The 12,440-nt window shown below is 45.6% G+C and carries 26 protein-coding genes; 1 reads left to right on the top strand and 25 read right to left on the bottom strand.

Annotated elements, in window-relative coordinates; translation table 11 throughout:
- Positions 1 to 74 precede the first annotated feature (74 nt).
- On the top strand, positions 75 to 308 hold the full coding sequence (locus FIT99_RS01835; RefSeq protein ID WP_223261242.1) for a glutaredoxin family protein: 234 nt from the start codon (positions 75 to 77) through the stop codon (positions 306 to 308).
- Positions 309 to 356: 48 nt separating this feature from the next.
- Here FIT99_RS01835 and rplQ read toward each other — a convergent pair whose 3' ends face one another.
- The 25 genes from rplQ to rplB form a co-directional block, all read right to left on the bottom strand.
- Positions 357 to 743 carry a 50S ribosomal protein L17 gene (gene rplQ / locus FIT99_RS01830; protein WP_140002370.1) on the bottom strand — a complete coding sequence of 129 codons (387 nt, stop codon included), beginning with the start codon at positions 741 to 743 and terminating at the stop codon, positions 357 to 359.
- Positions 744 to 776: 33 nt separating this feature from the next.
- Positions 777 to 1,763 carry a DNA-directed RNA polymerase subunit alpha gene (locus FIT99_RS01825; protein ID WP_140002368.1) on the bottom strand — a complete coding sequence of 329 codons (987 nt, stop codon included), beginning with the start codon at positions 1,761 to 1,763 and terminating at the stop codon, positions 777 to 779.
- Between the two features lie 56 nt (positions 1,764 to 1,819).
- Positions 1,820 to 2,449, bottom strand: coding sequence for a 30S ribosomal protein S4 (gene rpsD / locus FIT99_RS01820; protein ID WP_140002366.1), 630 nt, complete (start codon positions 2,447 to 2,449; stop codon positions 1,820 to 1,822).
- Between the two features lie 47 nt (positions 2,450 to 2,496).
- Positions 2,497 to 2,886 carry a 30S ribosomal protein S11 gene (rpsK, locus tag FIT99_RS01815; protein ID WP_018986256.1) on the bottom strand — a complete coding sequence of 130 codons (390 nt, stop codon included), beginning with the start codon at positions 2,884 to 2,886 and terminating at the stop codon, positions 2,497 to 2,499.
- Positions 2,887 to 2,926: 40 nt separating this feature from the next.
- A complete protein-coding gene (gene rpsM, locus FIT99_RS01810; protein WP_019881242.1) occupies positions 2,927 to 3,289 on the bottom strand; it encodes a 30S ribosomal protein S13 in 363 nt (120 codons plus the stop codon).
- A 109-nt stretch (positions 3,290 to 3,398) separates the two neighbouring features.
- The gene (rpmJ, locus tag FIT99_RS01805) at positions 3,399 to 3,512 is read right to left on the bottom strand and encodes a 50S ribosomal protein L36 (protein ID WP_081620790.1); all 114 of its coding nucleotides are present in this window, start codon (positions 3,510 to 3,512) and stop codon (positions 3,399 to 3,401) included.
- Positions 3,513 to 3,536: 24 nt separating this feature from the next.
- A complete protein-coding gene (infA, locus tag FIT99_RS01800) occupies positions 3,537 to 3,755 on the bottom strand; it encodes a translation initiation factor IF-1 (protein WP_019881241.1) in 219 nt (72 codons plus the stop codon).
- Between the two features lie 2 nt (positions 3,756 to 3,757).
- On the bottom strand, positions 3,758 to 5,071 hold the full coding sequence (gene secY, locus FIT99_RS01795) for a preprotein translocase subunit SecY (protein ID WP_140002364.1): 1,314 nt from the start codon (positions 5,069 to 5,071) through the stop codon (positions 3,758 to 3,760).
- Positions 5,072 to 5,096: 25 nt separating this feature from the next.
- Entirely contained in the window at positions 5,097 to 5,534 is a 438-nt protein-coding gene (gene rplO, locus FIT99_RS01790; protein ID WP_140002362.1) for a 50S ribosomal protein L15, read from the bottom strand.
- Positions 5,535 to 5,536: 2 nt separating this feature from the next.
- Positions 5,537 to 5,731, bottom strand: coding sequence for a 50S ribosomal protein L30 (rpmD, locus tag FIT99_RS01785; RefSeq protein ID WP_140002360.1), 195 nt, complete (start codon positions 5,729 to 5,731; stop codon positions 5,537 to 5,539).
- 2 nt (positions 5,732 to 5,733) lie between these two features.
- Positions 5,734 to 6,240 carry a 30S ribosomal protein S5 gene (rpsE, locus tag FIT99_RS01780; RefSeq protein WP_140002358.1) on the bottom strand — a complete coding sequence of 169 codons (507 nt, stop codon included), beginning with the start codon at positions 6,238 to 6,240 and terminating at the stop codon, positions 5,734 to 5,736.
- Between the two features lie 14 nt (positions 6,241 to 6,254).
- Positions 6,255 to 6,608 carry a 50S ribosomal protein L18 gene (rplR, locus tag FIT99_RS01775; RefSeq protein WP_140002356.1) on the bottom strand — a complete coding sequence of 118 codons (354 nt, stop codon included), beginning with the start codon at positions 6,606 to 6,608 and terminating at the stop codon, positions 6,255 to 6,257.
- Between the two features lie 75 nt (positions 6,609 to 6,683).
- On the bottom strand, positions 6,684 to 7,217 hold the full coding sequence (gene rplF, locus FIT99_RS01770) for a 50S ribosomal protein L6 (protein WP_140002354.1): 534 nt from the start codon (positions 7,215 to 7,217) through the stop codon (positions 6,684 to 6,686).
- Positions 7,218 to 7,228: 11 nt separating this feature from the next.
- Positions 7,229 to 7,624: a 30S ribosomal protein S8 gene (rpsH, locus tag FIT99_RS01765; protein ID WP_140002352.1), complete on the bottom strand. Its 396-nt coding sequence runs from the start codon at positions 7,622 to 7,624 to the stop codon at positions 7,229 to 7,231.
- A gap of 14 nt (positions 7,625 to 7,638) precedes the next feature.
- Entirely contained in the window at positions 7,639 to 7,944 is a 306-nt protein-coding gene (gene rpsN / locus FIT99_RS01760; RefSeq protein WP_140002350.1) for a 30S ribosomal protein S14, read from the bottom strand.
- 3 nt (positions 7,945 to 7,947) lie between these two features.
- On the bottom strand, positions 7,948 to 8,487 hold the full coding sequence (gene rplE, locus FIT99_RS01755; protein ID WP_140002348.1) for a 50S ribosomal protein L5: 540 nt from the start codon (positions 8,485 to 8,487) through the stop codon (positions 7,948 to 7,950).
- 8 nt (positions 8,488 to 8,495) lie between these two features.
- Positions 8,496 to 8,813, bottom strand: coding sequence for a 50S ribosomal protein L24 (gene rplX, locus FIT99_RS01750; protein ID WP_019881230.1), 318 nt, complete (start codon positions 8,811 to 8,813; stop codon positions 8,496 to 8,498).
- 19 nt (positions 8,814 to 8,832) lie between these two features.
- Positions 8,833 to 9,201, bottom strand: coding sequence for a 50S ribosomal protein L14 (gene rplN, locus FIT99_RS01745; protein ID WP_019881229.1), 369 nt, complete (start codon positions 9,199 to 9,201; stop codon positions 8,833 to 8,835).
- A gap of 190 nt (positions 9,202 to 9,391) precedes the next feature.
- A complete protein-coding gene (rpsQ, locus tag FIT99_RS01740) occupies positions 9,392 to 9,649 on the bottom strand; it encodes a 30S ribosomal protein S17 (protein WP_019881227.1) in 258 nt (85 codons plus the stop codon).
- A complete protein-coding gene (gene rpmC / locus FIT99_RS01735; RefSeq protein ID WP_019881226.1) occupies positions 9,646 to 9,840 on the bottom strand; it encodes a 50S ribosomal protein L29 in 195 nt (64 codons plus the stop codon). The genes rpsQ and rpmC overlap by 4 nt, the downstream gene beginning before the upstream one ends.
- A gap of 12 nt (positions 9,841 to 9,852) precedes the next feature.
- Positions 9,853 to 10,269: a 50S ribosomal protein L16 gene (gene rplP, locus FIT99_RS01730; RefSeq protein ID WP_018986272.1), complete on the bottom strand. Its 417-nt coding sequence runs from the start codon at positions 10,267 to 10,269 to the stop codon at positions 9,853 to 9,855.
- Positions 10,253 to 10,966: a 30S ribosomal protein S3 gene (rpsC, locus tag FIT99_RS01725; RefSeq protein ID WP_140002346.1), complete on the bottom strand. Its 714-nt coding sequence runs from the start codon at positions 10,964 to 10,966 to the stop codon at positions 10,253 to 10,255. Before rpsC ends, rplP begins: the two co-directional genes overlap by 17 nt.
- 1 nt (position 10,967) lies before the next feature.
- The gene (rplV, locus tag FIT99_RS01720) at positions 10,968 to 11,306 is read right to left on the bottom strand and encodes a 50S ribosomal protein L22 (RefSeq protein WP_140002344.1); all 339 of its coding nucleotides are present in this window, start codon (positions 11,304 to 11,306) and stop codon (positions 10,968 to 10,970) included.
- 10 nt (positions 11,307 to 11,316) lie between these two features.
- Positions 11,317 to 11,592, bottom strand: a complete 276-nt coding sequence (gene rpsS / locus FIT99_RS01715) for a 30S ribosomal protein S19 (RefSeq protein WP_029147997.1) — start codon at positions 11,590 to 11,592, stop codon at positions 11,317 to 11,319.
- A 5-nt stretch (positions 11,593 to 11,597) separates the two neighbouring features.
- Positions 11,598 to 12,431: a 50S ribosomal protein L2 gene (rplB, locus tag FIT99_RS01710; protein ID WP_019881222.1), complete on the bottom strand. Its 834-nt coding sequence runs from the start codon at positions 12,429 to 12,431 to the stop codon at positions 11,598 to 11,600.
- Positions 12,432 to 12,440 lie beyond the last annotated feature (9 nt).

Below are 12,440 nucleotides of genomic sequence, written 5' to 3'. Positions count from 1 at the left end.
ATGTTGAGCAGGTGTTATTTTTTGCAGGTATCATTGTACAAAGCGTTGATGACACCACCTAGACTTTTATGCAAATGCAGTTGATTTTATTAGGCACCCAAGGGTGCCATCTGTGTGAAGAGGCAGAAGCGCAATTAGAGCCGCTTGGCTTGGCTTATGATTATATTGACATCATGGATGATGAAAAATTGCTGGAGCGCTTTGAAATCGACATTCCAGTGATACTTAAACGCTCTATGGACACCGAGGAGATATTATGCTGGCCGTTCGATACACATTCGATTCAACAATGGCTTCACGGAAAATAGAAATGAAAAAGGCCAGCATGCAGCTGGCCTTTTAATCATGCGAATGGTTTACTCTGCTGTTGGCACTTCTGCAACTTCAGGACGGTCAACCAATTCTACAAAAGCCATTGGAGCGTTGTCGCCGTTACGGAAACCACACTTGAGAATGCGCAAATAACCACCATTGCGAGCATTGTAACGTGGGCCGAGTTCACCGAACAATTTGCCTACGATATCACGGTCACGCAGACGACTGAACGCCAGACGACGATTTGCCAGTGTAGGTGTTTTACCCAAAGTGATCAAAGGTTCTGCATATTTACGCAGTTCTTTTGCTTTAGGCAAAGTTGTTTTGATCACTTCGTGACGCAGCAAAGAGGTCACCATGTTGCGGAACATGGCAGCGCGGTGGCTGCTAGTTCTGTTCAATTTACGATTGCTATTACCGTGACGCATAGTAATTTCCTTAAGTTTTTATCTGATCAGAAATTAAGCTTTTTCAAGACCGACTGGTGGCCAGTTCTCAAGCTTCATTCCCAGTGTTAAGCCTTTAGAAGCCAACACATCTTTAATTTCATTCAATGATTTTCTACCAAGATTAGGCGCTTTCAACAATTCGTTTTCAGTGCGCTGAATCAAATCACCAATGTAGAAAATATTTTCTGCTTTGAGGCAGTTAGCAGAACGTACTGTTAATTCCAAGTCGTCGACTGGACGTAACAAGATAGGGTCTACCTGTGGCGCTGCTTTGACTTCGACGTCAGCTGAAGCACCTTCCAAGTTCGCGAACACAGATAACTGACCAATCAAGATACGGGCAGCATCACGAATCGCCTGTTCAGGCTCGATGATGCCATTCGTTTCAACATCCATGATCAGCTTGTCAAGATCGGTACGTTGTTCAACGCGCGCGCTCTCAACATGATAGCTCACCTTGTTGATTGGGCTGAATGAAGCATCGACCATCATAAAACCAAGGACGCGATCTTCGTCGTTAGCCTTTTGACGCGCAGGCACTGGTTGATAACCGCGACCCATCTCAACTTTCACTTCAAGGTGCAACTTACCACCTTTAGTGATATTGGCAATGATGTGGTTAGGATTCACGATTTCAGCATCATGACCAACTTCAAAATCACCAGCAGTAACAATGCCTTCACCAGATTTGTTTAACACTAAAATGGTTTCAGTTTTGTTGTGCAGCTTTAAGGCAACGCCTTTGAGGTTAAGTAAGATATCAACGACATCTTCTTGTACACCTTCAATGGTGGAGTACTCATGTACAACACCATCAATTTTTACTTCAGTAATGGCAAAACCAGGGATGGAAGAAAGTAAAACTCTTCTCAACGCATTACCCAAGGTATAGCCAAAGCCGCGTTCCATTGGCTCTAAAGTGACACGTGCACGCAGTGGGTTAATCACTTCAACGTCCACAACACGTGGCTTCAAATAATCTGTAGGGTTATTTTGCATACAACTCCTTGAAGTAATTGGGTATTAACAAATAATGCTTAGCCTAAGCTAAGCGATTACTTAGAATACAATTCAACGATCAATGATTCATTGATGGTAGCAGGCAACTCATCACGCTGAGGTTTAGCCTTGAACTTACCAGACAATGCTTTGACGTCTACTTCCAACCACTCAGGGAAACCACGTTGTTCAGCCGCTTCAACCGCAGCCTTGATACGCAATTGTGTTTTTGATTTATCAGCAACAGTAATCACATCACCCGGCTTCACTTGATATGAAGGAATGTTGAGACGTTTGCCGTTAACCAAGATACTGTTGTGACGCACGACTTGGCGGGCTTCAGAACGTGAACCAGCCAGACCCATACGATAAGCTACGTTGTCCAAACGGGACTCGAGCAGTTGCAACAGGTTTTCACCAGTAATACCTTTTTGACGATCAGCTTCAGCATAGTAAGTGCGGAATTGACCTTCTAACACGCCATAAATACGACGCACTTTTTGTTTTTCACGCAATTGAACGCCGTAATCGGACAGGCGAGAGTTGCGGCGCTGACCATGCTGACCAGGCGGGAAGTTGCGCTTTTCAATTGCGCATTTGTCTGTAAAGCATTTTTCTGCTTTCAGAAAAAGCTTTTCACCTTCACGACGGCATTGACGGCATTTAGGGTCTAAATTTCTAGCCAAAATAGTTCTCCAGTAATCGATTCGCTTATCTGTGATAGCGAAATGAATTAAATTCTGCGTTTCTTCGGTGGACGGCAGCCGTTATGTGGCACCGGTGTGACATCGGTAATGCTAGTGATTTTGAAACCAGCAGCATTTAATGCACGCACTGCAGATTCACGACCTGGACCTGGACCCTTGATGCGTACTTCAAGATTCTTAACACCAGATTCTTGCGCAGCTTTACCAGCAACTTCAGAAGCTACTTGCGCAGCAAATGGAGTACTTTTACGTGAACCTTTAAAACCTTGACCACCGGAAGTAGCCCATGACAACGCATTGCCTTGACGATCGGTAATCGTAATAATCGTGTTGTTAAAAGAAGCGTGAACGTGAGCGATGCCCTCGGCAATATTCTTTTTAACTTTTTTTCTAACGCGTACATTAGCTTTTGCCATGTTGTACTGTCCTTAATATCTACTGATGTTCAATAAAAGATTATTTAGATTGCTTAATGGCTTTAACAGGACCTTTGCGTGTACGCGCATTAGTCTTGGTACGCTGACCGCGCACTGGCAAGCCACGACGATGACGAATACCACGGTAGCAACCGAGATCCATCAACCGTTTAATGTTCATGGTTACTTCACGACGCAGGTCACCTTCGACAGTGTATTTAGCCACTTCGTCACGCAGCTTCTCAACTTCTGAGTCGCTCAGATCTTTGACCTTTGCTGTTGTCAGTACACCAGCTGCAGCACAGATTTTCTGCGCAGTATCGCGACCAATACCGTAGATAGAGGTCAGAGCAATTTCTGCATGTTTGTGGTTTGGGATATTTACCCCGGCAATACGAGCCATACTTAAACTCCAATAATCAATCGTTTTTCACGATCAAACTTGTGCGTAGAAAAGAAAAGCCGCATATTATATCAGCCAATCAATGCTCTCACAAGCAAATGTTTCACCATTAACCTTGACGTTGTTTGTGACGTGGGTCAGTACAAATAATACGAACAACGCCGCGACGTCTAACTACTTTACAGTTACGGCATAATGTTTTAACTGATGCGCGAACTCTCATGTTACTTTCCTTTATTTAATTCACTTACTTTGCGCGGAATGTAATTCGCGCACGGGTTAAATCATACGGGGTCATTTCTACTGTGACTTTGTCGCCTGGAAGAATGCGAATGTAGTGCATACGCATTTTTCCAGAGATGTAACCTAGTACAGTATGACCGTTTTCAAGTTTCACTTTAAAAGTAGCGTTGGGCAAGTTCTCAAGAATCTCGCCTTGCATCTCAATGCGATCCTCTCGAGCCATTATTACTTGCCCGATCCTTTAAAATTAGCTTTTTTCAGCAACCCCTCATATTGTTGCGACATCAGATGTGATTGCACTTGGGTCATGAAGTCCATCGTCACAACAACGATGATCAACAATGAGGTGCCGCCAAAATAAAACGGGGTATTAAATTTCAACACTAAAAACTCTGGTAACAAACAAACCAGCGTAATGTATAACGCACCAATCAAAGTCAACCTACCCATGATGCGATCAATATATTTAGCGGTTTGATCACCCGGACGGATACCAGGCACAAACGCACCGCTCTTCTTTAGGTTATCTGCGGTCTCTTTCGGGTTAAATACTAACGCCGTGTAGAAGAAAGCAAAAAACAAAATTGCTGCAGCGAATAACAAAATGTAAAGTGGTTGTCCAGGCGAAAGCTTCGCGCTGACATCCTTCAGCCAATACATGTGTTCACTGCTTCCAAACCACCCTGCCAATGTAGCAGGGAATAATATGATGCTAGAAGCAAAAATTGGCGGTATCACACCCGACATATTCAGCTTCAGAGGCAAGTGCGTAGACTGGCCTCCATAAATACGGTTACCGACTTGGCGTTTTGCATAGTTAACGGTGATCTTACGCTGACCTCGTTCAACGAATACAACCAAGGCTGTCACCAGAATCACTGCAACGAATAAGAACATCACCAATGGAATGGAGAATGCACCTGTTTTTGCCAAGTCTAAAGTACTACCAATTGCGTGCGGTAAACCAGCAACAATCCCAGCAAAAATAATGATCGAGATACCGTTACCAATACCGCGCTCGGTAATCTGTTCACCTAACCACATCAGAAACATTGTTCCTGCTACCAATGTAGTCACTGCTGTAATCCTGAATGCAAAACCAGGATCTAACACAAGACCAGCTTGACCCTCTAACGCAATGGCAATGCCAAGTGCCTGAAAAGTAGCAAGTAATACAGTACCGTAGCGGGTGTATTTGGTAATCTGCCTACGCCCAGCTTCGCCTTCTTTTTTCAACTGTTCTAGCTGCGGGGAAACCACAGTCAACAATTGCATGATAATTGAAGCAGAAATGTAAGGCATAATGCCTAAAGCAAAGACAGTAAAGCGCGATAGTGCGCCCCCCGAGAACATGTTGAACATGCCCAAAATGCCGTCTTTCTGCGTATCAAACAACTGCTTTAATACAGTTGGATCAATGCCTGGCACTGGGATATGCGCACCCAAGCGGTAAACCACTAATGCGCCCAACAAGAACCACAAACGGCTTTTTAATTCACCAAGTTTGCTAACGGAACTTAAGATATTATCCTGTGCCAAGCTGATACTCTTTTCTTACAACTGATTAGACTTCAAGTACTTTTCCGCCAGCAGATTCGATGGCAGCTTGAGCACCCTTAGTCAACAACAACCCTTGAACCTGTACTTTGGCAGTGACTTCACCAGAAAGGTAAACTTTGACAGCTTTGGCAGAAACAGGCACTAACTTAGCAGCTTTGAGTGAAAGAATATCAATCACTTCAGCATCAACTAAGGAGAGCTCGCTTGTACGGATACGCGCAGTGTCAGCTTGTGTTAAAGAGTTAAAGCCACGTTTAGGTAAACGGCGTTGCAGAGGCATTTGACCGCCTTCAAAACCCACTTTGTGAAAGCCACCTGCACGAGATTTTTGACCTTTATGACCACGACCACCAGTTTTACCCAAACCGGAGCCAATACCACGGCCTAAACGACGAGGAGCTTTTTTTGCGCCTGTAGCAGGCTTAATCGTGTTTAATTGCATGATTATTCAACCTTCAAAAGATAACTCACTGCATTGATCATGCCGCGAATTTCAGGAGTGTCCTGCACTTCTACAGTGTGGTGCATACGACGCAGACCTAAACCACGAATGGTGGCTTTGTGAGCTTCGATACGACCAATCAAACTTCTAACCAGCGTTACTTTTAAAGTAGCGCTTTCTTTTTTTGCTTTAACCATGATTAACCTCTGATTTCTTCTACGGTCTTACCACGCTTAGCGGCGATTTCAGCCGGTGTATTCATGGATGCTAAACCATTCAAAGTCGCACGTACTAGGTTGTAAGGATTGGTTGAACCAATACTTTTAGCAACCACGTTAGTAACGCCCATGACTTCGAAAATCGCACGCATTGCACCACCAGCAATAATGCCGGTACCTTCAGAAGCTGGCTGAATTAGCACTTTTGCAGCACCGTGCACACCAGTGACTGCGTGATGCAATGTACCATTGTTCAAATTAACCTTAAGCATTCCGCGGCGGGCTTCGTCCATCGCCTTTTGTACTGCGACAGGCACTTCACGCGCTTTACCTTTACCCATGCCAACGGCACCATCACCATCACCAACCACGGTCAGCGCAGCGAAGCTCATGATACGACCACCTTTAACCGTTTTGCTTACACGGTTAACAGTAATCATTTTTTCGCGCAAACCATCAGTTTGCTGCTGTTCAATATCTTTAGCCATTCTTTATCTCGCCTTTAGAATTTGAGACCGGATTCACGTGCAGCGTCAGCTAAAGCCTTGATGCGACCGTGATACTTGTAGCCTGAACGATCAAATGCAACAGTGGTAATGCCAGCTTTAACTGCTTTTTCAGCAATGCGCTTACCAATCAGGGTTGCAGCTTCGATGTTGCCGCCATTTTTCAGTAGTTGACGCACTTCGGCCTCAACTGTGGATGCACTCGCTAATACGCGATCGCCAGTTTCAGCGATAATCTGTGCGTAGATGTTGGTATTAGTGCGATGTACACTCAAACGTGTAACTTTTAACTCGGCGATTTTGGCACGGGTTTTACGTGCTCTGCGCAAGCGGTTATTTACGTTTTGCATTGAATTTACCTTTAATGTTGATTCACTGTTAAGGCTTTTGTCAAACCTTGCAGCGCTAAGCTGCAAGTGCCTTAATTATTTTTTCTTGGTCTCTTTAATAGCCACAACTTCGTCAGAGTAACGAACACCTTTACCTTTATAAGGTTCAGGTGCGCGATACGCGCGAATTTGAGCAGCCACTTGACCAACCACTTGCTTGTTTGCACCAGTCAAAATCACTTCGGTTGGCGTTGGTGTTTGCACCGTCACGCCTTCAGGCATTTTGTGGTTGATCGGGTGTGAGTAGCCCAATTCAAGATTCAGTGTAGAGCCTTGAGCGTTAGCCTTGTAGCCCACGCCGATCAGTGACAATTTGCGAGTAAACCCGGTCGAAACACCGTGCACCATGTTAGCGACCAACGCACGCGTTGTACCTGACATAGCTCTGGCATGTTGAGTTTGACTGCTTGTTTTAACCAGCAATTCTTCGCCTTCGCGTGCAACAGAAATGTCTGCTGACAAGGATTGGCTTAATTTACCTAATGGGCCACTCACTGAGATCTCTGAAGAAGAAATAACCACTTCCACTTTGGCAGGGATCGCAATAGGGTTTTTAGCAACACGTGACATATTGATTCTCCTTAAGCCACGATGCACAAAACTTCACCACCGATACCGGCAGCTTGTGCTTTACGATCAGTCATCACGCCTCTAGAAGTGGAAACGATCGTCACACCAAGACCGTTCATCACTTTAGGCAGATTCTGACTACCTTTATAAATACGCAAACCAGGCTTTGAAACACGCTCAATCTTCTCAATGACTGGACGACCAGCGTAATATTTCAAGCTAATGTTCAAAACAGGTTTACCGTCATTGTCTTGAACGTTGAAATCATCGATGTAACCTTCATCTTTCAATACATTTGCAATAGCGCCTTTAACTTTAGACGCCGGCATTGAAACAGATGTTTTATTCGTACGTTGCGCGTTACGAATACGGGTCAACATATCGGCAATCGGATCACTCATACTCATGTTCTATTCCTCCGTTACCAGCTGGCCTTGGTGACACCTGGTACATGACCAGCCATCATCAATTTACGCAGTTCGTTACGTGCGATACCAAATTTACTAAACACACCACGTGGACGGCCAGTCAATGCACAACGGTTACGTGTGCGAACTGGACTGGAGTTGCGTGGCAGACTTTGCAACTTCAAACGCGCAGCCATGCGATCTTCTACGCTGGCAGACTGATCGTTGCTTGTTGCAACCAATTCAGCACGTTTAGCTGCATATTTTTTTACGGTTTCGCGACGCTTTTGCTCGCGCTCTGTCATACATACTTTTGCCATGACTTAACCTCTAAAAGGGAAACTGAAGGCAGCCAAAAGAGCTTTCGCTTCTTCGTCTGTTTTCGCAGTGGTGGTAATCGTGATATTCATGCCGCGTAGCGCGTCAATTTTATCGTATTCGATTTCCGGGAAAATGATCTGCTCTTTAACGCCCATGTTGTAGTTACCACGGCCATCAAAAGATTTACCGGAGATACCACGGAAGTCACGAATACGTGGAATTGCCACAGTAATCAGGCGATCCAGGAACTCATACATACGCTCACGGCGAAGAGTCACTTTACAACCAACCGGATAATCATCACGAATCTTAAACGCAGCAACGGACTTTTTAGCCTTAGTAACCACTGGTTTCTGACCTGCAATTTTTTGCATATCAGATACTGCGTTTTCCATGACTTTCTTATCAGCGACTGCCTCGCCAACACCCATGTTCAGGGTGATTTTTTCGATGCGTGGCACCTGCATTGCAGATGTGTAGCCAAATTGTTCTGTCAATTTAGCAACCACGCTATCGTTATAATACTGTTTTAAACGTGCCATATATTATCCTATGCGTCGATTGACTCGCCGCTAGATTTGAATACACGAATCTTGCGACCATCTTCCAGTACCTTGAAACCAACACGATCAGCTTTTTGGGTAGCAGCATTGAAGATTGCTACATTGGAGCCGTCAACCGGCATTTCCTTGCTGATGATGCCACCAGTGATACCACGCATCGGGTTCGGGCGAGTGTGTTTTTTAACCACATTCAAACCTTCAACCACTACATGGCCGGTTGGCAAGACGCTTAAAACAGCACCTGTTTTACCTGCATCTTTACCTGTATTTAAAATGACCTGGTCACCTTTGCGAATTTTGCTCATTTGATTGTCTCCAAGCCGATTACAACACTTCAGGGGCCAGTGAAACAATCTTCATGAAGCGTTCACTACGCAATTCACGTGTCACAGGGCCAAAAATACGTGTACCAATAGGCTCGAGCTTGTTGTTTAACAAGACTGCGGCATTGGCATCAAATTTAACTAACGAACCATCTGGGCGACGAACACCTTTAGCGGTGCGCACTACCACAGCGTTGTAGATTTCACCTTTTTTGACGCGACCACGTGGCGCAGCGTCTTTAATGCTGACCTTGATGATGTCGCCAATGCTGGCATAACGACGCTTGGAACCACCCAAGACTTTGATACACTGAACGGAACGCGCACCAGTGTTGTCGGCTACTTCGAGCCGAGATTGCATTTGAATCATGAGAAATAATCTCCAACTTAATCCGTTATAACCACTACAGCCGCTTGCTTTCGCAATTTCGGCCAATAGACCACGGTCAGTATTGGGGTGCCAGCTACATGCCAACTAAGGCGGGCACCGAAAAGTCCAACATTATACAACCAAAAAAACGCTTATGACAAGCGTTTTTCCGGTTTATATATTTAAAGCCTTATTTAGCTTCGATTTTGCTTACAATCCAAGACTTGCTCTTGGAGTATGGGCGGGTTTCTGTGATCGTGACTACATCGCCCTCGTTGCATGCATTTGTTTCGTCATGTGCATGAAACTTGTTTGATTTAACAACCACTTTACCAATCAAAGGGTGTTTCACTTTACGCTCGACAAGCACAGTGACGGTTTTATCCATCTTGTTGCTCACCACGCGACCAGTCAAACTGCGCACTACTTTCGCTTTTTCAGTCATCATGCCTGTTTCGCTTTCTCAGCCAATACAGAGTTCACGCGAGCGATATCCTTGCGCACTTTACCCAGCTGATCTACTTTGTTCAATTGTTGTGTGGCTACTTGCATACGCAGTGAAAACTGCGCACGACGTAACTCAACCAACTCGTTATTGAGCTCATCCGCTGATTTTGCTCTCAATTCAGAAGCTTTCATCGTTACTACTCCTTAACTGCCAATTTGACGGGTCATGAATGTAGTTTCGACTGGCAGCTTGGCAGCAGCCAATCTGAAAGCCTCACGTGCCAGCTCTTCGCTCACGCCATCCATTTCGTACAGCATTTTACCAGGCTGAATTTGGGCGATGTAGTAATCCACGCTACCTTTACCGTTACCCATACGCACTTCAGCTGGTTTTTTAGAAATTGGTTGATCTGGAAACACACGAATCCAAACGCGACCACCACGTTTAATGTGACGAGTCATCACACGACGCGCTGCCTCGATTTGGCGTGCTGTTAAACGACCACGGCCGATCGCTTTCAGACCAAATTCACCAAAACTCACCTTGTTACCAGTAGTCGCAATACCTTTATTGCGACCCTTTTGCATCTTGCGGTATTTCTGTCTAGCTGGTTGCAGCATCTTTAGCCCTCGGCTTTCTTACTTTTTTCTCTGGCTCAGCATCAGCAACCGCAGCATTAGCAGCGTTGTCACCGAAGATCTCGCCTTTGAATACCCAAACTTTAATTCCGATGATGCCGTAAGTGGTTGAGGCTTCAGCAACACCGTAATCGATATCAGCACGCAGAGTGTGCAATGGCACGCGACCTTCACGATACCATTCGGTACGTGCAATCTCGATGCCGTTCAAACGACCGGAGCTCATGATCTTGATCCCTTGAGCACCCAGACGCATTGCATTCTGCATTGCACGCTTCATCGCACGACGGAACATCACGCGCTTTTCCAATTGCTGCGCAATGGATTGTGCGATTAAAGTAGCGTCTAACTCTGGCTTACGCACTTCTTCGATGTTCAAATGCACTGGTACACCCATCAAGCCTTGCAGGGTTGCGCGTAAGGATTCGATATCCTCACCTTTTTTACCAATGACAACGCCTGGACGTGCGCTGTGAATAGTGATCTTTGCATTTTTAGCAGGGCGCTCGATGATGATCTTGCTCACCGCAGCACTCGCCAACTTCTTATTTAAGAACTCACGCACTTTGATGTCACCTTGTAACATCGCAGGGAAGTTCTGGCTATTCGAGTACCAACGTGAGGCCCAGTTTTTCTGAACGCTCAAACGGAACCCAATTGGATGAATTTTCTGTCCCATATTATTCCTTTGAGTCACCGACTGTCACATGAATGTGGCAGGTTGGTTTCGTAATACGGCCAGCGCGACCCTTTGCACGAGCACGGATACGCTTCATGACCATGCCTTTATCCACATAAATTGAAGTTACCTTCAACGTATCGATATCAGCCCCATTGTTGTGTTCTGCGTTAGCAATAGCAGACAAAACCACTTTCTTGATAATCTCAGCACCACGCTTAGGCGTAAAGGCGAGAATATTCAAAGCATGGTCTACTTTTTTGCCACGAACCAGATCGGCTACCAAACGCGCTTTTTGCGGAGAAAGGTGTACGCCTCTTAAAACTGCAGTAACTTGCATAATCAGCCCCTTACTTCTTCGCTTTTTTATCAGCCGCGTGACCCTTGAACGTGCGTGTCAACGCAAATTCACCGAGCTTGTGACCAACCATATTTTCAGAAATCAGCACAGGAACATGCTGCCTACCGTTGTGCACTGCGATTGTTAAACCAATAAAATTTGGTAAAACTGTCGAACGACGTGACCAGGTTTTAATTGGCTTTCTGTCGCGGTTCGCTGACGCAGTTTCGACCTTTTTAGCCAAGTGAGCGTCCACAAATGGACCTTTTTTAATAGAACGTGCCATATCGATTACCTTACATTTCTCGGACGACGACTTACGCGCATGTTATCAGTACGCTTGTTCTTACGTGTACGATAACCCTTAGTTTTCTGACCCCATGGTGAAACTGGGTTCATACCAGCTGCTGTACGGCCTTCACCACCACCGTGCGGGTGGTCTACCGGGTTCATCACCACACCGCGAACGGTTGGACGAACACCACGCCAGCGCATCGCACCAGCTTTACCGATAGAGCGCAGTGAGTGCTCTTCGTTACCTACCTCGCCCAATGTGGCTTTGCAGTCAACGTGTACGCGACGAACTTCACCAGAGCGTAAACGCAGCTGAGCGTAAGAACCTTCGCGTGCAAGCAGTTGCACTGAAGTACCGGCTGAACGAGCGATTTGCGCGCCTTTACCTGGTTGGATTTCAATACAATGAATCGTGCTACCGACTGGAATGTTGCGCAAAGGCAACGCATTACCAGCACGAATAGGCGCTTCAGAACCGCTGATTAATTGCGCGCCAGCAGCAATGCCTCTTGGGGCAATGATGTAACGACGCTCGCCGTCGGCGTAGCAAAGTAATGCAATGTTCGCTGTACGGTTAGGATCGTATTCGATGCGCTCAACAGTCGCTGGAATACCATCTTTATTGCGACGGAAGTCAACAATACGGTAATGCTGTTTATGACCGCCACCTTGGTGACGGGTTGTAATGCGGCCGTTATTGTTACGACCAGCATTTTTACTTTGACTTTCCAACAGCGGCGCGTAAGGTTTGCCTTTGTGCAAATCAGGTGTGACTACTTTCAGTACACCGCGACGACCGGGGGAAGTTGGTTTGACTTTAACTAATGCCATGTCTTCTCT

The sequence above is a fragment of the Methylophilus medardicus genome, assembly GCF_006363955.1.
GTDB classification, from domain to species: domain Bacteria; phylum Pseudomonadota; class Gammaproteobacteria; order Burkholderiales; family Methylophilaceae; genus Methylophilus; species Methylophilus medardensis.
Note: the sequence above shows the minus strand (reverse complement) of the source record. Positions and strands in the feature narration are given on the sequence as shown.